The 19,578-nt window shown below is 66.2% G+C and carries 19 protein-coding genes and 1 pseudogene; 12 read left to right on the top strand and 8 right to left on the bottom strand.

Going from position 1 to position 19,578, the window contains the following annotated elements:
* Window positions 1-506: 506 nt before the first annotated feature.
* The 8 genes from JRI60_RS05360 to JRI60_RS05335 all read left to right on the top strand — a co-directional run bounded on the left by JRI60_RS05360 (window position 507) and on the right by JRI60_RS05335 (window position 7,202).
* Window positions 507-3,737, top strand: coding sequence for an Ig-like domain-containing protein (locus JRI60_RS05360; RefSeq protein WP_204224787.1), 3,231 nt, complete (start codon window positions 507-509; stop codon window positions 3,735-3,737).
* 103 nt (window positions 3,738-3,840) lie between these two features.
* Window positions 3,841-4,539, top strand: coding sequence for a helix-turn-helix transcriptional regulator (locus JRI60_RS05355; protein WP_204224786.1), 699 nt, complete (start codon window positions 3,841-3,843; stop codon window positions 4,537-4,539).
* 78 nt (window positions 4,540-4,617) lie between these two features.
* A complete protein-coding gene (locus JRI60_RS54365) occupies window positions 4,618-4,740 on the top strand; it encodes a hypothetical protein (protein WP_275439102.1) in 123 nt (40 codons plus the stop codon).
* Window positions 4,737-5,165, top strand: coding sequence for an EVE domain-containing protein (locus JRI60_RS05350; protein ID WP_204224785.1), 429 nt, complete (start codon window positions 4,737-4,739; stop codon window positions 5,163-5,165). The genes JRI60_RS54365 and JRI60_RS05350 overlap by 4 nt, the downstream gene beginning before the upstream one ends.
* A gap of 166 nt (window positions 5,166-5,331) precedes the next feature.
* Window positions 5,332-6,060 carry a DJ-1/PfpI family protein gene (locus JRI60_RS05345; protein WP_204224784.1) on the top strand — a complete coding sequence of 243 codons (729 nt, stop codon included), beginning with the start codon at window positions 5,332-5,334 and terminating at the stop codon, window positions 6,058-6,060.
* 78 nt (window positions 6,061-6,138) lie between these two features.
* On the top strand, window positions 6,139-6,567 hold the full coding sequence (locus tag JRI60_RS05340; RefSeq protein ID WP_204224783.1) for a DUF2378 family protein: 429 nt from the start codon (window positions 6,139-6,141) through the stop codon (window positions 6,565-6,567).
* A gap of 79 nt (window positions 6,568-6,646) precedes the next feature.
* Window positions 6,647-6,781: a hypothetical protein gene (locus tag JRI60_RS54360; protein ID WP_275439101.1), complete on the top strand. Its 135-nt coding sequence runs from the start codon at window positions 6,647-6,649 to the stop codon at window positions 6,779-6,781.
* A gap of 67 nt (window positions 6,782-6,848) precedes the next feature.
* Entirely contained in the window at window positions 6,849-7,202 is a 354-nt protein-coding gene (locus tag JRI60_RS05335) for a hypothetical protein (RefSeq protein ID WP_204224782.1), read from the top strand.
* A gap of 199 nt (window positions 7,203-7,401) precedes the next feature.
* Here the strand turns inward: JRI60_RS05335 and JRI60_RS05330 are convergent, their stop codons facing one another.
* Complete coding sequence (locus JRI60_RS05330; protein ID WP_204224781.1) at window positions 7,402-8,346, bottom strand: fatty acid desaturase; 945 nt, start codon at window positions 8,344-8,346, stop codon at window positions 7,402-7,404.
* A gap of 500 nt (window positions 8,347-8,846) precedes the next feature.
* Here JRI60_RS05330 and JRI60_RS05325 point away from each other — a divergent pair, with 500 nt between their 5' ends.
* Window positions 8,847-9,065 (top strand): hypothetical protein, encoded by a 219-nt coding sequence (locus JRI60_RS05325; RefSeq protein WP_204224780.1) that lies wholly within the window; start codon window positions 8,847-8,849, stop codon window positions 9,063-9,065.
* A gap of 5 nt (window positions 9,066-9,070) precedes the next feature.
* Here JRI60_RS05325 and JRI60_RS05320 read toward each other — a convergent pair whose 3' ends face one another.
* The 3 genes from JRI60_RS05320 to JRI60_RS05310 all read right to left on the bottom strand — a co-directional run bounded on the left by JRI60_RS05320 (window position 9,071) and on the right by JRI60_RS05310 (window position 10,839).
* Complete coding sequence (locus JRI60_RS05320; protein ID WP_204224779.1) at window positions 9,071-9,625, bottom strand: dihydrofolate reductase family protein; 555 nt, start codon at window positions 9,623-9,625, stop codon at window positions 9,071-9,073.
* Between the two features lie 216 nt (window positions 9,626-9,841).
* Window positions 9,842-10,288 carry a hypothetical protein gene (locus tag JRI60_RS05315; protein WP_204224778.1) on the bottom strand — a complete coding sequence of 149 codons (447 nt, stop codon included), beginning with the start codon at window positions 10,286-10,288 and terminating at the stop codon, window positions 9,842-9,844.
* A 395-nt stretch (window positions 10,289-10,683) separates the two neighbouring features.
* Window positions 10,684-10,839, bottom strand: a complete 156-nt coding sequence (locus JRI60_RS05310; RefSeq protein ID WP_204224777.1) for a hypothetical protein — start codon at window positions 10,837-10,839, stop codon at window positions 10,684-10,686.
* Window positions 10,840-11,006: 167 nt separating this feature from the next.
* On the opposite strand from JRI60_RS05310, the gene JRI60_RS05305 reads away from it, so the two are divergent.
* Window positions 11,007-11,981 (top strand): helix-turn-helix transcriptional regulator, encoded by a 975-nt coding sequence (locus JRI60_RS05305; protein WP_204224776.1) that lies wholly within the window; start codon window positions 11,007-11,009, stop codon window positions 11,979-11,981.
* A 40-nt stretch (window positions 11,982-12,021) separates the two neighbouring features.
* Here JRI60_RS05305 and JRI60_RS05300 read toward each other — a convergent pair whose 3' ends face one another.
* Entirely contained in the window at window positions 12,022-13,872 is a 1,851-nt protein-coding gene (locus JRI60_RS05300) for a Hint domain-containing protein (protein ID WP_204224775.1), read from the bottom strand.
* A 750-nt stretch (window positions 13,873-14,622) separates the two neighbouring features.
* Here JRI60_RS05300 and JRI60_RS05295 point away from each other — a divergent pair.
* Window positions 14,623-15,015: a VOC family protein gene (locus JRI60_RS05295; RefSeq protein ID WP_204224774.1), complete on the top strand. Its 393-nt coding sequence runs from the start codon at window positions 14,623-14,625 to the stop codon at window positions 15,013-15,015.
* A gap of 30 nt (window positions 15,016-15,045) precedes the next feature.
* On the opposite strand, the gene JRI60_RS05290 is transcribed toward JRI60_RS05295, so the two are convergent.
* The gene (locus tag JRI60_RS05290; RefSeq protein ID WP_204224773.1) at window positions 15,046-15,975 is read right to left on the bottom strand and encodes a LysR family transcriptional regulator; all 930 of its coding nucleotides are present in this window, start codon (window positions 15,973-15,975) and stop codon (window positions 15,046-15,048) included.
* Window positions 15,976-16,076: 101 nt separating this feature from the next.
* Here JRI60_RS05290 and JRI60_RS05285 point away from each other — a divergent pair, with 101 nt between their 5' ends.
* A complete protein-coding gene (locus JRI60_RS05285) occupies window positions 16,077-16,715 on the top strand; it encodes a glutathione binding-like protein (protein ID WP_204224772.1) in 639 nt (212 codons plus the stop codon).
* 586 nt (window positions 16,716-17,301) lie between these two features.
* On the opposite strand, the pseudogene JRI60_RS05280 reads toward JRI60_RS05285, so the two are convergent.
* Window positions 17,302-17,646 (bottom strand): annotated as a pseudogene (locus JRI60_RS05280) (DUF2019 domain-containing protein); the annotation flags it as partial.
* Window positions 17,646-19,076: a SitA5 family polymorphic toxin gene (gene sitA5 / locus JRI60_RS05275; RefSeq protein ID WP_430384367.1), complete on the bottom strand. Its 1,431-nt coding sequence runs from the start codon at window positions 19,074-19,076 to the stop codon at window positions 17,646-17,648. The pseudogene JRI60_RS05280 and the gene sitA5, both read right to left, overlap by 1 nt.
* Window positions 19,077-19,578: the final 502 nt, after the last annotated feature.

Below are 19,578 nucleotides of genomic sequence, written 5' to 3'. Positions count from 1 at the left end.
CCGTCAGCGTGAGCGCCACGAGCCAGAGCCACCGGGTGGGTGCACGTCGATTGAAAAGAGCCATGGGTACGGATTGTTGGAGAGGGAGGTGGAAGGAGCAAGCGTCCTCGGGGCAGGACCAGACGATCCGGTGCAGGGCGCGAACGACACCGACTGGAACCCGCGCTCTCGTGGCACGGCATCCTGGGAGTCGACGCCTCCTGGCTGGGGGCTCCACGTCCCTGGCCATTCATCGCCACCTCGTCACACCCCTGTCACACCTCACGCGCTAGCCATGGCTCCTCTTGACGCGCCGGCACGGCGCAAGGAGTCGCACGATGAGGTCTCGGGTTTTCCGTCATGGCGGGGGGAATCTCCTCCGCCGAACACTGCTGGTGTGTCTCGCCGGGCTGTCGTGCGCACCGAGGGACGAGCCCGGCACGTCCACCCCCGCTGGCCCGAGTGCCTCCTCGACTCGTGCCCTCTCCTCGGGGAGCGCGACGTGGGATTCCACGCTGCATGTCCCCGTGTGCAACATTCCGAGTCCCGCGTGCGACACCACCACGCTCCTGTTGGGCCGGGGGGCCGTGGGACCCGAGGCGAACGCGCCCAACACCCTGGGCGCGAGCTGCGCGGACGGGGATGACGGCACCTTCCACTCCGCCGCGTCCGTGGATGCCATTCGCGTCTCCTCCCAGGGCGGCTCGGCACTCACCGCCGGCCAGACGGTGACGGTGTCGGTGGACGTGTGGGGCGCACCCGAGGGCGGCAGCTCGCTGATGCTCTTCCAGGCCGCGGACGCCCGGGCTCCACAGTGGGTGCACCTGGAGACGTTGGCCACCACGGGCGGGGCGCAGACCCTCTCCGCTTCTTTCGTCCTCCCCGAGGGTGGCCTCCAGGCCGTGCGCGCCACGCTCGTGGATGCGTCCCAGGCCAGCGGGGCACCCTGCACCCCTGGCACCGTCCATGACCATGACGACCTCGCCTTCGCGGTCGCCTCTTCCGGTCCCGCGGCGCCCTGGGTGGTCCTCACCGCTCCCGCGGACGGTGCCACCGTCTCGGGGCTGCTCACCGTCTCCGCCGACACCTTCGACGCGGATGGCATCTCCAGGGTCGATTTCTACGTGGGGACCACCGCGCTCTCGTCGGACTTCCAGCCGCCCTACGAGATGCTCCTGAACACCCGCTATTCCCATCCCAACGGCTCGTACACCTTGACCGCCCGGGCCTACGACACGGCTGGGAATTCGACCACCTCGAAGCCGGTGGTCATCACCGTGGACAACGACACCACGCAGCCCACCGTCGTCTCCGTGTTGCCCGGTATCAGCGCCACCGTCTCCAGTACGGTGACGCTCGGGGCCGAGGTCACCGACGACCGGGGGATCGACCGGGTGGAGTTCAGGATCGACGACGTGCAGGTGGGCAGCGACAACAGGGCCCCCTACAGCGTCACCTGGGACAGCTTCTCCGTGGCCAACGGGGAGCACGACTACGATCTCTGGGTCTGGGACCTGGCGGGAAACCTCAAGATCTGGGGCACCAACATGTACGTCCGCAACGACTACGCGGCCCCCGTGGTGCGCCTCACCTGGCCCCAGGAGGGCTCCACCCTGGGTGGCTTCGTGAGTGTGATCGCCGAGGCCAGTGATGACATCGGCATCACCCGGGTGGAGTTCTACCTCGATGACACCGTGCTGATTGGCACCTCCACCCAGGCGCAGTACGGAACGCCCTGGAATACCCGGACGGCTTCGGGCGGACCGCACACGCTGACGGCCCGGGCCCATGACGCCTCGGGAAAGGTGACCACCTCGGCGCCGTTGAACGTGATCGTGGACCCACCACCCACGGCGGCCGTCTCCTCGCCCACGGCGGGTTCCGTGCTGACCGGGACGGTGTCGCTCACCGCCGCGGTGACCGACAACCTCGGCGTCACCCAGGTGGACTTCCGCGTGGGGGACACCACCATCGCGTGCAACGCCTACAGCCCCAACTACAGTTGCAACTGGTCCACGCGCCTCCACCCCAACGGTCCCATCCAGGTACGGGCCGAGGCCTCTGATGCGGCGGGCAACCGGACCTATTCGGAGTGGGTGACCTTCACCCTGAACAACGATCTCCTCAAACCCGCCGTGGCCCTCACCTCGCCCGCCCAGGGCGCCACCGTGAGCGGGGTGGTGACGGTCTCGGCCGACGCGAGCGATGATCGCGGGGTCACCCAGGTGGACTTCTACGCGGGGAGCACGTGGATCGGCAACGACACCACGGCCCCCTTCTCCATCAACTGGAGCAGCACCCAGCTCGCCAACGGTACGTATGCGCTGAAGGCACGGGCGCGGGACGCGGCGTTCAATTACGCGGAGTCGGCCCTGGTGAACGTCACGGTGGATAACGATCTCATTGCCCCCACCGTGACCTTCACCTCGCCCACGCAGGGAGCCACCCTGCTGGGGGGGGCCACGCTCACGGTCGACGCGAGCGATGACCGAGGCATCTCCAAGGTGGAGCTCTACCTGGGCAGTACCCTGCTCACGACGGACACGAGCGCACCCTATGCTTACGACCTGAACACGCGCGGCTACGCCAACGGCGCGTATTCGCTGACGGCGAAGGCCTACGACAGCGCGGGGAACATGAGCAGCACCACGGTGAACGTGACGCTGAACAATGATTTCACCGCGCCCACCGTCTCCTTCTCCTGGCCCACGGGGGGAGCCATCCTGTCCGGCACGGTGACGCTCGCGGCACTCGCGAGCGATGACCGCAGCGGCGTCTCCAAGGTGGAGTTCTTCCTGGGGAGCACCCCGCTCTCGACCGACACGACCGCGCCCTATGAGTCCTCCAGCCTGAACACGCGCAACTACGCCAATGGCACGTACGTGCTGACGGCGAAGGCCCATGACGCCTGGGGGAACGTGGGCAGCGCCTCGGTGAACGTGACGCTGCGCAACGACTTCGCCGTGCCCACGGTCTCCATCACCTCGCCCACCGCGGGCTCCACGGTCACCGGCGGGGTGAGCATCCTCGCCTCGGCCAGCGACGACCTCGGAGTGACACGGGTGGAGTTCTACGTGGACGGGGCGTTGATCGGCACGGACACCACCTCGCCCTACTCGGTGGCCTGGGACTCCAGCACCTTCACCGGGAGCCGCTCCCTGCAGGCCAGGGCCTATGACGCCGTGGGCAACGTGGGGACCAGCGCGGCCGTGACCGTGAACGTCAGCGCGGGCACGGGCGGCTCGACCGCCGTCTACGACTCCACGTTGAAGGCACCCCGGTGCTACAACCCGTCCAGGAACTGCAGCTCGGGCAACCTGCTGAACGGGCGGGGCGGGCTCGGCCCCGAGGCGAACGCTCCCAACACCCTGGGCAACTCCTGCGCGGACAGCAACTCCGGCACCTATCACTCCGACGAGTCGATCGATGCCATCTCCGTCTCCTCTTTGGATGGGATGCCCATGACCATGGGCAGGACGGTGCGCATCGAGGTCAAGGTCTGGGCCTACTCGAACTACTCCTCGGATCAGCTGGACCTGTACTACTCGAGCAGCGCCACCAACCCGAGCTGGAAATACCTGACCACGTTGACGCCCTCTGGCGCCGGCCAGCAGACGCTCACGGCGACGTATACCCTGCCGCTGAACGCCACCACGCAGGCTGTCCGCGCCCACTTCCGCTACGGCGGCTCCCCCTCGCCGTGTGCGACCGGGAGCTTCGACGACCACGACGATCTGGCGTTCTACGTGACGCAGTGAGCTGACTCGCCGGGGCGGTAGTGGCCTGGATCGGCATCCGCCTCGTGCGGGCGGTCACCTGGAGGATATCCGGCTCCCGCCATTTTCTGACAGCATGGGGGGTATGTCCCGCTCCGAGCGACTACTGCGGCTGATGCAGGTGCTGCGCCGCTACCGCCAACCCGTCAGCGCCGAGTCACTGGCCGAAGAGCTCGGCGTGTCGGTGCGCTCCATCTACCGCGACGTGCAGACGCTCCGCTCGCAGGGAGCCTCCATCGAGGGCGAGGCCGGTGTGGGATACCTGCTGCGCCCGGGCTTCCTCCTGCCTCCGCTGATGTTCAGCGACGAGGAGCTCGAGGCCCTGGTGCTCGGCCTGCGGCTGGTCACCGAGCACGGGGATGGCGGACTTGGCCGGGCCTGCGTGGACGTGGTCGCCAAGCTGCGCGCCGTGCTGCCCAAGGACCTGCACTCCCTCGTGGACGACGTGTCGCTCCTGGCCGGCCCCGCGCGGGAGCGTCCACCGGACGGTGTGGACCTTGCCCTCGTGCGCCGCTCCATCCGCGAGCAGTGCAAGGCGAGCATCCGCTACATCGACCCGCGGGGCATCCAGAGCACCCGCACCGTCTGGCCCCTGGGCCTCGCCTTCTTCGAGCGCGCCCGCGTCGTCATCTCGTGGTGCGAGACGCGGCAGGACTTCCGCAACTTCCGCACGGACCGCATCACCGGGTGGACCCCGCTCACCGATCGCATCGGCCGTCCCCGCGCCACGCTGCTACGCGAGTGGCGCGCTCGCGAGGCCATTCCCGAGCCACGGCCCGGGTGAGCGGCTCCTGACAGAAACTGGCAGCACCCCGCGAGACGGTGTCCTTCGTCGGCATGCCGCCGACCTCGAAGGAGCCCCATGCGCCGCCACGTCCATGAGACCGCCGTCTCCACGCCCCCCAAGGCCCTCTTCCGCGCCATCACCCTCGAATCCACCGAGCGCGCCCGCGCCTTCGTGCGTCACGCGGAGCAGCGCTCATGACGCGCGCCTGGGTGGGGGTCGTCTCGAGGGCGCACGTCCTGCGCGGAGTAGAGGGCGGCTTCGCCCAGTTCTGCCATGGCAAGCGCCTGCCGCTGGAGAAGATGAGCGTGGGGGACTGGCTCGTGTACTACTCGCCGAGGACGGAAATGCGCGGAGGCGAGCAGCTCCGGGCGTTCACCGCGCTGGGCCGCGTCCACGGAGCACGCACGGTGCCCTTCGACATGGGAGGCGGCTTCGTGCCCTACCGCCGGGACGTGCGCTTCGAGCGCGCCGCGAGCGAGGTACCCCTGGCGACGCTTGGCCAGAGCCTCGACTTCATCAGGAGCAACCCCCACTGGGGCATGCTGGCCCGCCGCGGGCACTTCGAAATCAACCTGGAGGATCTGCGCACCATCGCGGCGGCGATGGGCGTCTCGGCCGGATGAGGACTCGCGTGCCGCGCCGGACCTCCCGCAGTGGCCAGAAGTCGTCGAAAGATGGCCTTCTGGCCACTCGCCAGATGGGGCGCGGTCTTCATAATGGCAGACATCGAACACGGTCTCCCGATGCACGGGATGGCTCCGCTCGTTCGATGAAAGCCATGGTCCCCAGATGTCTCAACAGCCGAAGAAGCTTCAGGTGGGAATCCTCGTGTGTCCGGGCTTCGCCATCGTGGATACCATTGGAATCCACTCGGTGTTTGGCTTCATCCCCGATACCGAGGTGCACCTGCTGTGGAAGGACAAGGAATTGATCGAGGCCATTCCACGCTTCCCCGTGCACGCCACCACCACTTTCAGGGAGAGCCCCAAGGACTTCGACGTCCTGTGCGTCGGGGCCTGCCCCAACGAGATCCTGCGCGATGAAGAGACGCTCGCGTTCTTGAAGGATCGGGGCAGCCGCGCGGGCTACCTCGTCGGTGTCTGCAGTGGCTCGCTCGTCCTGGGTGCCGCGGGCCTGCTCGAGGGATACCGGGCCACGAGCAATTTCCACGTCATGGATCTCCTGCCTCACTTCGGGGCGATTCCCACGAGGGAGAACGTGGTGATCGACAGGAACCGCTACACCTCGGGGCCGGCCACGGGCGGATTCGATTGTGGCCTGCGGGTGCTGGAGAAGCTGCGTGGAGAGGAGGTCGCGAAGCTCAGCGAGCTGAGCATGGAGTACACCGCCCAGCCTCCTTTCGGCACCGGAAGCCCGGAGCTCGCCGGACCCGAATTGACGAAGAAGGCGCTCCAACTCTTCGCTCACTTCACCGAGGAGACCCGCCGGACGGTGCGAGAGCTGCCCTCGCGCCAGGCGAGGGCCGCCGCACGGACAGGCGCTGGCAGTCCGTCGTGAATTGAGTTGATGATCTCCATGGACTGGGCGTCCCCCCGGCCTTTCTGGCACCTTCTCCGGGACGGAGGCTGATGAGCCATGGAAACGCGAGAGACAGTACGGAGCCGCATCGCGCTCGCCCTGCCGGAGGACCGCACCCATGGGCAGATGTTCGTGGACACCCTGGCGGGCTTCGCCGAGCTCCATGGTCCCGAGGTCGCCGAGGAGGCGCGGGCCGCCGCGACCCTCCCCGTGGAGCCGGGGCTCTTCACCTGTCCCATCGCGGAGCTGCTGCGCATCACCGACGCGGGAGTGAGCGCCGCCGAGGCTCGGGGCTTCGGCTCCTACCCGGAAGTGCTGGAGCGGATCGGCGAGTACCTGGGCAACAGCTATCTCCGCTCGCCGGTGGGCCAGGCCTTCCGGCGGCTCACCGGCGCGGACATGATGAAGTCCGTGGAGATGTCGACGGCCTCCACCCGGGCCGTCACCACCTATGGGACTCCAGGAACGGTGTCAGACGATTTGTAGGAGACGAGGTATCGGGACGAGTCCTTTGACACCTTCCCCGGGCTCGCACTCCCCCCCTGCCTTCACTATCGTCGGGTAGATGGCGAACGACGAACTCCTCCTGCGCGCCCTCGACGTTCCTGTCCCGTCGGCGACCGATGTCGGCGAAGCGGGCGAGCTCGTTGTGATGACCATCAAGCCGGCATTCGCGTTCGCCATCACGCTCTGGTTCTGAGACGGCGGCGGTAACACGGGGGGGGACGCTCGGTGCCGCCGACATGGCTTCGGGAGACCTCCTCCGCGTGATGACCGCGCTTTCCAGAGGAGAAACGCCCCCGCCTGCCCCGAGTCACCGACTCGAACGCACGTCGATCACCCGCCGCGATTGCGATGCCATTCATGAAGCGCTCGCGAACGCGGCGCTTTATTCGCTGCCAGAAAAGCCGCTCACAGGAACGGACGGGCTGGTGCTGGCCGTCGACGCACGGAGGGCGAAAACCGGACTTCACAGCTTTACGGCATGGGCGCCGGGACAACCGCACACGGCTGTACTTCGAGCACTGTGCGAACCCGTGCTCGTCCGGTTCCGAGCGCATCCATGGATCACGTCCGCGGTGACAAAGGCGCTCGACCCAAGCGCCGACGAGCTCGTGTAGCGACCGTACTCAGCCCAAGACAGATAGGGGCTGTGCTGAGGGGGAGGGCTGGTGCAGAGGGGCCGAGGAGGGGCGAGGAGGACCGCAGAGGGGGACATGTGGGCTGTGTGCCAAGCCGGTGGAGAGGCCGCGCAGCCACTTTGGGGTACACGCCTACCCCTGCCGCCCTCCCATCAGGTGCGCGGCAGGAGTCTGGGCGCTAGTCTCGCCGACGCTCCACGCGCCGCTTGATGCGGCTGTAACCGCCCAGGCTGGGGCTCATGACGAAGTTCCAAAGCGTCGCCGTCCACGATTGGTGCGACAGGAGACCGTCGTAAAATTCCGGCGCCATCGCTCGTAGCTTCGGCAGGCGCGAGCCAGGAACGTAGGGGAAGTCGTGGTGCTCGTTGTGGTAGCCGACATTGAACGCGAGCACGTTGAGCGGCCCGTAGTACGAGTAGGTCTCTTGCCCTTCGCGGAAGACGTAGTGCTCCGAGATGTAGTGTCCGGCAATCGGATGTAGCCCCATGACGATCAGTGAACTGATCGGCAGATAGGCAAGCGCTTTGCCGCCCCAAAAATGGAACACGGCCACGTTGAACGCGACCTGCACGAGTAGGTTCGTGATCTCGGAAGCCCCCGGCTTCTTTGGATGCACGAACAGCGGGCGGAGCGCGTAGGCAAAGCCTTGGCAAGAGAGCCAGAGCAGTTTGCTTGCGCGATGGCGCAACAAGCGCGCCTCGAACTCCGTCGGTATATCCGTGTCGAGCCGCTCGTCACCCTGATGGATGTGATGACGCAAGTGGTAGTAGCGAAACGTTTCTGCGACCGGCACACCCACGGGCAGATTGATGAAGACGCCGAACACGCGATTGTGCCAGGGCTTGCGAAACGCGAGATTGTGAGAGAGCTCGTGAATGGCCAGGAGTAGCGCCTGGTTGATCACTCCTCCCACCGCATAGGCGACCAGAACAATCAGCCACCAGGGCGCGTCACGCAGCAGGAAGGCGAGTGAGAGCTGCAGCCCGACGAGCAGCGTGCAGACGTACTTCGTGCGCGAGCACGGGCCGTAGAGTTCCTTGATCTCGGGATGCGTGCGAAGCATCTCGCGCCGCCGCGCGGCGTGCGGTTCGTCCACGCTGGACCAGATGAAGCCATTGGGCATGGCGCCAACGGTACCTCAACACCAAAGGGGATGGGCACACATACCGCGCTGGGCGCTCGGGTCGGAGCTCTTCGTCTCCACGGGGCCTGACATGCGGGTGTTGGCCTATGACCGGGAGGGCCGTGAGCGCGTGGTGCTCGAAGGGCCTCCTCGGTGACCATGAGATACGCGCCCCTGTCGCCCCAAGCGCGGCAGAGCGCGATCCGATGCGCCCGTTGCGTTCGTCGCGCTCAGGCGTGGTGTGCTTCCGTCGCCCACCGCAAGGCGGCCATGTCCGATACGCACGAGTCTCCAGGCCGGATGCACCCTGTGGGCCAACGCCAAGTCATCGGAATGACTTGAAGAGCGGTCGGTTACCCGTCCACGCCCGAGCCTCGTTCTCACTCAAGCCCCTCGCTTCGAATCCTTTGACACCGTCCCTGCATCGATGTCGAGGCCGGCGACGAGGAGAACGCGGCGCCGGGCGAGCAGCTCGCGCTCGACGGGAGAGGAGGCCAAGCATGAAGCGAACGAAGCGATCCGTGCACGGTGGGATGAAGGTCCGCGCCTACGACGTCCTCCGCCGCGCGGTGGAGGAAGGCGCCACGTACGGCTGGCGACGGGCGCACAAGCACACCGACACGCCTGAAGAGAACGCGATCGTCGACCAGCTCATCCAGGGCGTCCTCAACGAGGTCTGCGAGTACTTCGACTTCGACGACGAGGACTGCCCGGCCTGATCGGGTCATCCCTCTTTGCGGCGGTAATGCAGCGCGACCTGGCCGGACTTCAGGCGGCTCGTCGAGACGAGCTCGAGGCGCCGCGAGGGCTCCAGGCCCTGAAACAAGGTTGGCCCGTGGCCGGCGAAGACGGGGTGGACGACGAGACGGTACTCATCGATCAGCCCCAGCCGTTCGAGCGCCGCCGAGAGCGTGGGACTGCCCACTAGCACGCCTTGCGGGGTCTTCTCCTTCAGCTGCGTTACGGCCTCACGCAAATCCCCCTCGATGCGGAAGGTGTTGTTCCACGGGAAGTCGCGGCGCGAGGCCGAGACCACATACTTCGGCTTGGCCTCCAGCTTGCGCGCCCACTCCCGCATCGCGCGTGGCGCGCTCTCGTCGCGCGCCACCGCCGGCCAAGCGCTCTCCATGAGCTCGTACGTGACGCGCCCCCACAGCATCGCCCCGGCTGCGTCCATCAGCTGCGTGAAGTAGTCGTGCAGCTCGTCGTCCGCGATCCCCTCGCGATGGTCGCAGCACCCGTCCAGCGTCACGTTGAGTCCGAAGGTCAAGAGGCCCATGGCGCCGATGTACCACGGCGGAGTAGGCGGCGGGACACTTCCGGTCGCTGGCGCCCGGGGAAGGTGTCCGGGGAAGGTGTCAAAGGACTCGTTCCGACACCTCGCCGCCTACAAATCGTCTGACACCTTTCCCAGCTTCCCGCTCTTCTCCTTCCCGCCGCGCATCTTGCCGGGCCGCATGACTCAAGTTCTTTGACACCCTCTCGGGGAAGGGTGTCAACAAAACCCGGGATAGATGTCGAGGCACTCGACCTTGATGTGTGAGACCTTCCCATCAAGGCCATTCTTGCGGTGGTATTTGACACTCGCGATAAGGAAGGTCTCGCTCCTCTCAAAGGTTGGGATGAGGTAGTTTTCAAAGCTCTTACTCCCCGGCGCAAAAACGTAGATCCTCGCCCAGTCGTCCTTGGAGGCGCGGCCCCTTGGGTCGTCGTACAGTGTGATGACGGTGCCCGGGCGCACCTGACGCAGGACGAGTGAGCGTATCTCGTCGTTGGGGATGTTGGACTTCTTCAAATTGATGCTCTGACCGGGCTCGTCCGTGATGGTTCCGATCTTGTTCTGCGTCCCCTCGTTGCCCTCGTAGAAGTCGATGGTGCCCGCCATGGCGCTCCCACCAATGAGAGACAGCATGACTCCCACCGCAATCAGCGTTCGTTTCATGATGACATCCCTTGAATTGGAGTTGGGCGCATCCGACTCGATGCGTACTCACAACAAATAGAGGGCCAAGCCGCAGAAAGTGAGCACAGAACGCCCCGAGAAGGTGTCGAGAAGGTGTCAAAGAACTCGATGCGCAGGACAGGGATTCGAACGGTCCATGGCCTGGACGGGTGAAACTCCCTGCCCCTCGTCTTTCCAGGGGCTTGAGGGCTGGCCCGTGGAGTGCAACCGGCCGTGCTGAGTGCCGACTGTACGCAAGGGGAGGGGATGGGCTGGCCACTGAGGATGTTCGAGGAGGAGGGCTACTATTTCGTCACGTCCAGGTGCTTCCAGGGACAGCTGTTGCTGCGTCCCAGCCCGGAGGTGAACAGCACCTCGTCTCGACACCTCGTCTCCTACAAATCGTCTGACACCCTTCCTGGGATGATGGTCCCGAGGCCCATGCCCGCATGCGCCGGAGGCTTCCAGTCCACCGAGCCGACCCCGGGCTCGAACAGCTGCCCGCCGTGCCGGCCCGAGTGCTCGAGCGTCGCCTCGAACACCGTGTTCATCGTTCGTGCTCTCCGGGCGGGGTCGGGCTCCGCCCAGCGGATGAAGGGATCATCGTGAAACGCCCTGGCCAGCAAGTGCGCAGCAGTCATGCGCCTACAGTGCGTTCAGGCGTTTGTCCGAGCGCGCCAGTCTTTTGTCTTCGTGCGCCACGCGCTAGAACCGCGGCATGCCCGTCGTGCCCGCCACCGCGCAGGCCATCATCGAGATGCTGGGCCGCTTCGGGGTCGACGTTCCGCGGCTGAAGGTCGGCCCCATCGATGATGACCCGGAGCTCGCGACGCTGTGGACCCGAGCCATTGCGCGCACCGGCCGGCGGACGCTCCCGCTCGAGGTGGGGTTGGAGATGCCCCTGGGCATGATGGCCGTGGTGGACTACCTCGCGGCGTCATCGGCGACGGTGGGGGCCGCCCTCACGGTGGCCCAGCGCGTGTTTCCACTCGTCGCGCCCGGCGTCCAGTTGCTCCTCGAGCGGCTGCGGAGCGGCGTGTGCCGCGTGGCCATCATCAACCAGCCGCACTTCCCCGGGGAGCTCGAGAGTGACTTGCTGGTGCTCGGCATCCTGCTGGCGCGGATGCGGACGCTGGCGAGCCGACCGCTCGAGCTACCATCGCTCGAGCTGGCCGAGCCCCACCCCGAGTCGCGCACGCGATGGGTCGAGCTGCTCGGCACGTCCCGCCTGCGGTTCGGCACGCGGCGCACCGCGATACACTTCTCCGCGGGCGACTGGGCGACGCCACTGCGCAGCGCCGACCCGCGGCTGCTGGCGACGCTCAAGGCCATGGTGGGCGCCGAGCAGCGCACGGTTGACGCGCTGCTCGTGGCCGTGCGCGCCCTGGCGGTGCAGCGACTGCCCGCCCTCCCCACCATCGGCGAGGTGGCCCCGGCATTGGGGCTCAGCGTGCGCTCGCTGCAACGCAGGCTCGCGCTGAACCGCACCTCGTTCGTGGAGGTGCTGGACGAGGTGCGGCGCGATCGCGCGGAGCAACTGCTGGACGAAGGCGTGCTGACGCTCGGGGAGATCGCCGCCCGCGTGGGGTTCGCCGAACAGGCCTCCTTCACGCGCGCGTGGCAACGTTGGCACGGCGAGGCCCCGTCACGGAGCCGCCACGGGTCGGCGCTCACGTCGCGGCGAGGCCGGTGAAGGGACTCGCCGCGCTACCGGTCGAGGGGAGCCCGCGCACCTACCGGGTGGCGCTCTTCACGTAGTCCTGGCGCCAGCGCTTGTCCACACGCGTGCGCATGTCGAGCCTCGCGTTGGCATTCTGCTCGGCGGACTCGTACTTCTGCTGGATCTGCCCGTCACCGACGAGGAAGCCGTTCGCGTACACCACGGTCTGATCCGGGCCCAGCTTCAGGGCTTCCTCGTTCGAGCCGACCTTGAGGTTGTGCACCTTTCCGCCGAACGGCTCGCGGGTGACGCTCACCAGTGGGCTGATGCCGGTCTGGGTCTGGACCTTGTCTCCCACGCGCAGCTTCCGGGCCTGCACCATGCCCCGGTCCACCGTGGCGATGGGGTGCATCTCCGTCATCAGCAGCTCCCTCCCAGCCTTGTCCTTGATGCGAACCATGGGCACGGTCTCGAAGCCCTTGGCGATGTCGGTCACGGTGAGCTCCTGGGCGCCCGGGTGGAAGGGGTTGAAGATCTTGTCGCCGATCCGGATGGACTCGATGGGCACCCTGCGGCCGTCGGCCAGTTGCACCTTCGTGCCTTCGGCGAGGCAGCTGTTCGTCATGGTCATGCACGGCAACTGGTAGTCCGTGGCCTGGGAGTCTGGATCGTTGCTGATGACGATGGGACGGGGCGGAATCTCAACGGCTCCCTGCTTCATCGGAATGCCCAGAATCATGGTGAGATCCAGCTGGTCCTGGACCTGCCGACAGCTCGGGTCGAAGAGCGCCGCGTCCGCGCCCGTGAGATTCCAGCTCAGCGTCTTGCCGTCAGGGGAGAGCGTGACGTGCTGCCAGAAGTTCTGCATCGGGGTGGACAGGGCATTGCTGCTGTCCACGTCGCAGCCGCCTCCCACGTTGGTCAACACGACCTTGATGTTTCCCGGAGGCGTCACGCTTCCGTTCTGGTACTGCGCGATCCTGTTGGCATCGAAGACGCAGTTGGGGTTGTTGAAGGAGATGCCGATGGAGCCGGACAAGGGGATCTTCAACGCCCACGGGGTTCCGGTCAGGTCGTAGTCGCAATCACCCGTCCAGGTCCGGTTCAGGCAGATGTCCACGCACTGTCCGCCCGTCGTGTTCACGGGGTCGGTGATATTCAGTGTGGACAGGTCGAACTGGCACCTCCTGTTGTTCTCGCGGAGGGTGTAGGTCTCCTGCAGGCCCGTGGCCGAGTCGATGAGAGAGTACGAGTCCACCACGTAATCCAGCGCGCTGGTGAGAGTGATGTCCCCGACCGCCACCGACCTCACGATGGAGCCACTGTACTTCTCGGCGTACGCCATCGCCCCGAGGGCGGTGTCGTTGTTGTCCCAGCTGGCACTGTCGACATAGAGGTAGTTGGCCACGCCGGGGTAGGTGACCAGCGCGTTGGCCTCCATGTACGGGCTGCTCTCGGTGAGGAAGTTGGTCGAGTTGATGAAGTGCTGGGGCGTCCGGGTGGCCGTGAGCGTCTGTGTGCGCTCCGTCTTTCGCGGATGCAGTTGATCGGCGGCTCGCCGCTGGTTGATGAGGGCAAAGAGACGGGGCGCCGTCTGCGGCGTCTTCCCGGCCATCTTCAGGCGGGCGAGGACGAACCGGAACATCCGCGGGTCCGAGTAGTCGAGGCTCGTGGCGACGTCCGGCTTCACCAGGCTCCGGACGTAGCTGCGATCCTCGTGATATGTCTTCAGCTCTGCGAGGGATAGCGCCTCGGGACGAGCCACTCCCGAGAACTCGGACTGCGTCCAATCGATCTGGCTGTTCTGCCCGCCAGCCGGCAGCGCGCTCGCGGCGGGCGGCCCCATGAGCCCCACCAGCAGACCCCCCCAGAGCATCTTGCGCAGCAGAGCGGGTGATTTCGCGACGTTGATACGGGTCGACATGAATTCGTTCTCCTTGCTTCGATTGCGGTGGTCGGTGCGACGGCATGCCCCTCGAAAAGGGCTCACGTGCGTCAGCAAGCCGCGTGCCTGCCCGTGGCCTAGGGCTCCACAGAGCGGCGGTAGTCCTGCATCCCGGGAGCGGGGGTATGTCGGCCCGGCGGATTGACACGTCAATCCGGTGGGCGGACATGTCGAAGCGAGGAGATGCTCCCTCGAGCGAGTGCGGAGCCGAAGCCGCAAGAAGAGAGCCCGCCGCCTGAGGCAGCAGCGAAGGCGGAACCGAAGGAGGAGCGGACGCCGCGACTGGATTGAGCCGGGCTGCTGCGCAAGACGTTCGCACTGTATTTCTTCGCCTGTGTCGGATGTAGAGGCAGGCGCCGGGTGTTGGAGTACGTGACAGCACCCAACGGGGTGCGTGTTCTCATGCGTCACGGTCAAGAAGACGCGGGAACCAGACCGCCTGGCTGGTTGGCTGTACCAGCGCGCAAGCCCCAGCGCAGCATGTACCAGACGGGTTGGTGGGGCGACCGCGCTACATCCTCGCCCATGGAGTGAAGCCCACCGCGGTGAGGGATACCCGCGTCAGCGCGTCTTCTCGAGCGGGCGTGAGAAGACCCATCATGTCGACTGTCGAATCGAGATTGCGCCTTCGGCTCTCTCCCCTCAACCATTCGTCATGTCTCCCGGAGCGCATTGCCGACTCGACTCGATGGCGCGTCGAGATGACACACGAGGAAAAGGGAGCATCACATGCGTATCGACAGGATCGACCACCTCGTACTGACCGTCCACAGCATCGAGCGCACCTGCGCGTTCTATTCGCGGGTGTTGGGGATGGAAGTCGTCACCTTTGGCGAGGGACGCAAGGCGCTCGCCTTTGGCAATCAGAAGTTCAACTTGCATGAGGTGGGCAAGACCTTCGAGCCCAAGGCCGAGTCGCCAACGCCCGGCGCCATCGATATCTGCCTCATTACCCGGACGCCCATGACGGATGTTGTGGAACATCTCGGCGCGGTGGGCGTTCCGATCATCGAGGGCCCCCTACGCCGCACGGGTGCGACCGGTCCGATCCTCTCGGTGTATTTTCGAGACCCGGATGCCAATCTGGTCGAAGTCTCCGAGTACCTCGCCTCCAGCCCATGACCCGGAGGAGCGATAGGGCCCATCCGCTCCTCAGCCAGCCAGAAGCCCTCGGGGCGCCGTGGCCTCGAGCGCGGACAGGAGGCGGAGCGCGGCGCCATCGCTCTCCCGCCGCCACGCGAGGCGCCAGGGTCGCAGAAGAGGCCCCGACGCGAGACGCTTCGCGACGAGCTCCCCCTTGCCGAGGTGCGGGCTGGCGATCCACTCGGAGAGCACCGCGACGCCCATGCCCGCACGTGTCACGTCGAGGATCGCCTCCGTGAGCGGCAGCCGCTCGAGGCGAAGCCTCGGCCTCGACCGGCCGAACACGCTCGCCATGAACCAGTGCGACTCCGCCGGCGCGCCCTGCCCGATGAGGAGCGTGTTCTCGCGGAGGTCCTCGGGCGTGAGCGTCTTGCGCGCCGCGAGCGGGTGCGACGCCGACATGATGAACACGACCTCATCGGAGAAGATCCGACGCTCCTCGAGCCTGCCGCGAGGGACCACCGACGTCGTGACGAGCGCGACGTCTATCTCCCCGGCCTCGAGCGCCGCGACGGGAGCGTACGTGTGCTCCACCGCCAGCGCGACCTCGAGCTCCGGCAGGCTCTTGCGCAGTCTCATGAGCGTGGACGGGAGCCAGTGGTAGACGGTGTAGCACTCGCAGACGAGGCGGAGGCGCGTGGGCGGAGCCACCGGCGCGCGCACGAGATGCTCGAGGTCGCCCATCTCCACCAGAAGGCGCGTCGCGCCGGTGACGAGGCGCTGCCCCGCCGCGGTGGGGACGAGTCCGCGAGGCGTACGGTCGAAGAGGCGCGTGCCGAGCTTGTCCTCCGCCGCGAGGAGCGCACGGCTCACCGCTGGCTGCGTGAGGTGCAGCACGGACGCGGCCTGCGCCGTGGTGCCGGCGGAGGCCAGGGCGAGCACGACGCGAAGGTCGCGCACGTCGAGGCGGGGGCTCGGAGGGGGAGCAATGTCGTTCATGCATCGAGTCTATGCCAAGGATGCGTTGGACGCATGACCCCGGGATGCGCAGAGTAACGCTCGTTCCGGCGAACGGAACGAGACCCCCTGGAGGAAATGCCATGCAACTCTATTATTCGCCCCTGGCCTGTTCGATGGCGGCCCGAATCGCGTTCCACGAGGCAGGCGAGGACGCCACGTTCATCGAGGTCGACCCGAAGACGAAGCTCACGCGCGACGGGAAGGACTTCCGGGACATCCATCCGCTCGGCCTCGTCCCGACCCTCCGCACCGATGACGGCGACATCCTCACGGAGAACGCGGCGATCCTTCAGTACGTGGCCGACTTCTTCCCCGGGGCGAAGCTCGCGCCGACGGACCGCATGGAGCGCGCCCGGTTGCACGAGTGGCTGTGCTTCATCGGGACCGAGCTGCACAAGGCGCTCTTCGGGCCGCTCCTCGACGCGAAGGCCCCCGAGGGCGCGAAGGCCTACGCGCTGGAGAAGGGGACGTCCCGCCTCTCCCATCTGGAGAAGCACCTGAACGGCCGCGAGTTCCTCCTCGACCGCTTCAGCGTCGCGGACGCGTACCTGTTCACGGTCCTGAACTGGTCCGTGGTGACGCCAATCGACCTGAAGAAGTGGCCGGCGATCAGCGCCTACTTCGCGCGCCTGCGGGACCGGCCGAGCGTGGCGAAGGCATTCGCGGAGGAGCGGGCGCTCTACGCGGAAGAGCAGGCACGGCACAAGGCCACCGCTTGAGCCGAGAATCTCGCGGGTCTCGTCAGCATCGACATCCTCGAGCCGGATGACGAAGGCGCCTCGTAAGGCCCGTCGTAGAGCGGGCTACTCCCACGGTCCATCACGACACGAAACCGCTCGCCTGCCCTCGGTGTGGAGGCAGGCGCAGGATTCTGAATGTGGAGGTGGCGGGAATCGAAGCCGCTAACGGCGGATCCGCCCCCACTCGGGCCCAGAGGCACACCCCCCGTTTTCCCTCTGAAAATGGGGCTCCCATCTGTCCGGGCGAGTCCAAGCGCGTCCGTTCGATTTGGTCCTTTTTTGGTCCCCTTGGACCCCTCGCCGGGTGACAAGTGGCGAGCCCTTCGCCCCTCGTCCTGGCTTCTGGCGCCGATACCGTAGCCTACTAATGCCGTGCCCTGGTGGCCTCCACCGGCCCGAGCTTCGCCTTCCCGGCTCTAGCGCGCTCTTCTCAAGATCAACCGCCGCGTTTGTCCCGCTTGCTCCCCCTCCGTTTGTCAGGCGCGGCGCGCTCCGTGCGTGGTCGGCCGCGCTTAGTCGGCGGTGCCGGGCGGGGTTCTTCTGAGGACCCTGCATCATCCTCGGCAGGGTCCAGGGCCCAAGTGCCCTCTTCCCATCGCTTCAAGGCTTCGGAAGCTCCGAACGGAACCAACCCTTGCCCTTTTGCTGCCTCTTCCAAAACTGCTTTAGCCTCTGCCGTCCGATGGCGGAGCAGGAACACGGCAGCCATTACTCGCACGTCCATGCGAGGATGTGAGAACAACACCGCGAGCGCATCGCGCCCCGCATCGCCGATGGAACGCAGCTTCGTGAATGCGGCAATCGCTTTTTTTGCATGCTTATTTCCGGTCTTCGCGTCTCCCCGCCAAGTCGCCTCAGTTTGAGCCTGTACGTGATGTGCAAAATCTTGCACGATATTTTCAAAATCCATCACCACACTCCGCTTTTTACATTCGCCAACGCACGCAATCCGAATGCGAACTGCGCCTCATAAGATTGAGTGCTGAGCCACTTACGCACGGTTATCGTTGTCGAACCAGTAATATCCACACGAATCGTTGAGTAAATGGAGCTTATCCGGATGTGCAGGGCCTTGCCTAGTCGCATGACATTCCCGGTGTTGTGAAGTGCCTCGCCTCCAAACCGCTTCACGTTCCCCGGAGTTTGCTCGACGATGTGATGCCATTCATTCCCATTGCCTGCTGATCCCATTGCTGCTCTAAAGCCACTGAACGACCCCCACGCCCTGTGTCCGTTCGGCAGGAACTTCCCCCGACTCGGCGCAGGACTCCCAGCGCCAACGCCCCGGGCAGTCATGGCAACGGCATGAGGCGCCAACACCACGCGGATCGTCCCCTCGGGCACAGAGGCAATAAGGCGCTCGGCTCCGGTTGCCGTCTCCAGCAGGCCCAAGCCGGTATTAGCCGCGACTCTCTCCGACGCTTGCGCGAATCCGGGGAGCTTTGGGGCCTTGGAAGCAAGGGCCACCGTTTCACCAATGGCTGCCGTCCCCACGATGACGAGAATTCGCACACTGTTGGGGCCGATGACACGCCCGAAACGCTCGCCAATCTCGCGCAGTTCCGCAAAGGTGGAGGCCCGGGGCGCATCTTCGTAAAGCCGCGCATAGGCCCGCAGCAAATCAAAGAATTCATAACCGAGGTAACCCCACAGGGCGGCACTAAACACCAGGGCCGCGCCCTTCGTTATCGGCTCGGGCACTGGCGCCAACAGCAGCGCCATATAAACCGTGATGCTAATGCTGATCATCGCGAGCATTCGCGTTGGGTCGAGCATGGCCCGTACTTCCGCGCTTACGCCTTCCAGGGCAGGACCCACCGCCAGGGCGAGCGCAAGGCTTCGCTTGTCGTCATCCTGAATGCGGGGCCCGTCTTCAAACAGAGTCAGGCAATCACCTGGAGTGCCGCACCGCTCGCAAAAATGCCCATAGGATCGGGCCAGGTCTGATTGCCACGCTTCGCCGCTCACGGGCGCGGAAGCCAACGTCAACCTACGCCCGACATACAGAGGGGGGCGGGACGCGGCTACCCGAAGCGGCATGTGAAGCCAAAGGTTCGCCATGGCCGCCGAAAACTCGGCGTCACTCACCTGCACCGGCGCGAAGTCCGTTGGCAGCTTGGTAAAGATAGCCTCTTCCCGGCCCCCACTCTCGGCTTCCGACTCCAGCGCCCACGGTTCGGGCGAGTCGTGCGGCACGCTCGGGGGGGAACGGTATGCCGCGCCCATGGGGGCTCCCGTGGCGCAGGCTGTAACCAGCATGAGCGCCGCCAGCGCCAGCGCACCCACGCGCAAGGGGCGCCGTGTGTCCACGGGGCGAGTATCGACAGAATGCCTAGACATTGCCGCACCTCTCCGGGCGAGCCGCCCGAACTGGAAGCCCAAACCCGTCGATTACAGAAAGCGGCTGACAGCCAGGTCAAGCCGTCGGGTCTGGTGAGGTGCTGAAAACCCATCAGGTGGGTTGGCCTCTCCTCGGGCCGGATGGGGCGGCGGCACTACTCGCGCGCTGCGTCTTGCTCTACAGGCGGGAACGTGACGTTCCCGAGGGTGACGGTGCGGGGCCCCTGCGCTTCCCACAGCTTGAGGGTGCAGGGGCAGCCGAGTTGCCCCGGTTCCCTCTCGGTACCCACCACGACAAAGCCCAAGGCACCGGGGCGATGGCCGACTCTTGCCACGCTGAAAGCTCCACCTCCGCGCCCGCCGAGTCCTTCAACACAGCCCCCGCCGCTGTCCAGGGCTCGGCTGCGTATTCCGGCCAAGTCGAGCACTCGTTCCAGTAGGGTCGAGCACCGCTGGCTGCGGCTCCCTCCCCTCCCGCTCCTTCGGCCCCACCGAGGTTCCT

Origin of the sequence: Archangium violaceum (assembly GCF_016887565.1) — a bacterium.
In the GTDB taxonomy this organism is placed as follows: Bacteria; Myxococcota; Myxococcia; order Myxococcales; family Myxococcaceae; genus Archangium; species Archangium violaceum_B.
This window is presented reverse-complemented; position numbering and strand designations above follow the sequence as displayed.

Coding starts and splice junctions, on each gene's coding strand:
- JRI60_RS05355 (WP_204224786.1), top strand. CDS start 3,841: ATGTCCCGCTCCGAGCGACTACTGCGGCTGATGCAGGTGCTGCGCCGC.
- JRI60_RS54365 (WP_275439102.1), top strand. CDS start 4,618: ATGCGCCGCCACGTCCATGAGACCGCCGTCTCCACGCCCCCCAAGGCC.
- JRI60_RS05350 (WP_204224785.1), top strand. CDS start 4,737: ATGACGCGCGCCTGGGTGGGGGTCGTCTCGAGGGCGCACGTCCTGCGC.
- JRI60_RS05345 (WP_204224784.1), top strand. CDS start 5,332: ATGTCTCAACAGCCGAAGAAGCTTCAGGTGGGAATCCTCGTGTGTCCG.
- JRI60_RS05340 (WP_204224783.1), top strand. CDS start 6,139: ATGGAAACGCGAGAGACAGTACGGAGCCGCATCGCGCTCGCCCTGCCG.
- JRI60_RS54360 (WP_275439101.1), top strand. CDS start 6,647: ATGGCGAACGACGAACTCCTCCTGCGCGCCCTCGACGTTCCTGTCCCG.
- JRI60_RS05330 (WP_204224781.1), bottom strand. CDS start 8,346: ATGCCCAATGGCTTCATCTGGTCCAGCGTGGACGAACCGCACGCCGCG.
- JRI60_RS05325 (WP_204224780.1), top strand. CDS start 8,847: ATGAAGCGAACGAAGCGATCCGTGCACGGTGGGATGAAGGTCCGCGCC.
- JRI60_RS05320 (WP_204224779.1), bottom strand. CDS start 9,625: ATGGGCCTCTTGACCTTCGGACTCAACGTGACGCTGGACGGGTGCTGC.
- JRI60_RS05315 (WP_204224778.1), bottom strand. CDS start 10,288: ATGAAACGAACGCTGATTGCGGTGGGAGTCATGCTGTCTCTCATTGGT.
- JRI60_RS05310 (WP_204224777.1), bottom strand. CDS start 10,839: ATGAACACGGTGTTCGAGGCGACGCTCGAGCACTCGGGCCGGCACGGC.
- JRI60_RS05305 (WP_204224776.1), top strand. CDS start 11,007: ATGCCCGTCGTGCCCGCCACCGCGCAGGCCATCATCGAGATGCTGGGC.
- JRI60_RS05300 (WP_204224775.1), bottom strand. CDS start 13,872: ATGTCGACCCGTATCAACGTCGCGAAATCACCCGCTCTGCTGCGCAAG.
- JRI60_RS05295 (WP_204224774.1), top strand. CDS start 14,623: ATGCGTATCGACAGGATCGACCACCTCGTACTGACCGTCCACAGCATC.
- JRI60_RS05290 (WP_204224773.1), bottom strand. CDS start 15,975: ATGAACGACATTGCTCCCCCTCCGAGCCCCCGCCTCGACGTGCGCGAC.
- JRI60_RS05285 (WP_204224772.1), top strand. CDS start 16,077: ATGCAACTCTATTATTCGCCCCTGGCCTGTTCGATGGCGGCCCGAATC.
- sitA5 (WP_430384367.1), bottom strand. CDS start 19,076: ATGTCTAGGCATTCTGTCGATACTCGCCCCGTGGACACACGGCGCCCC.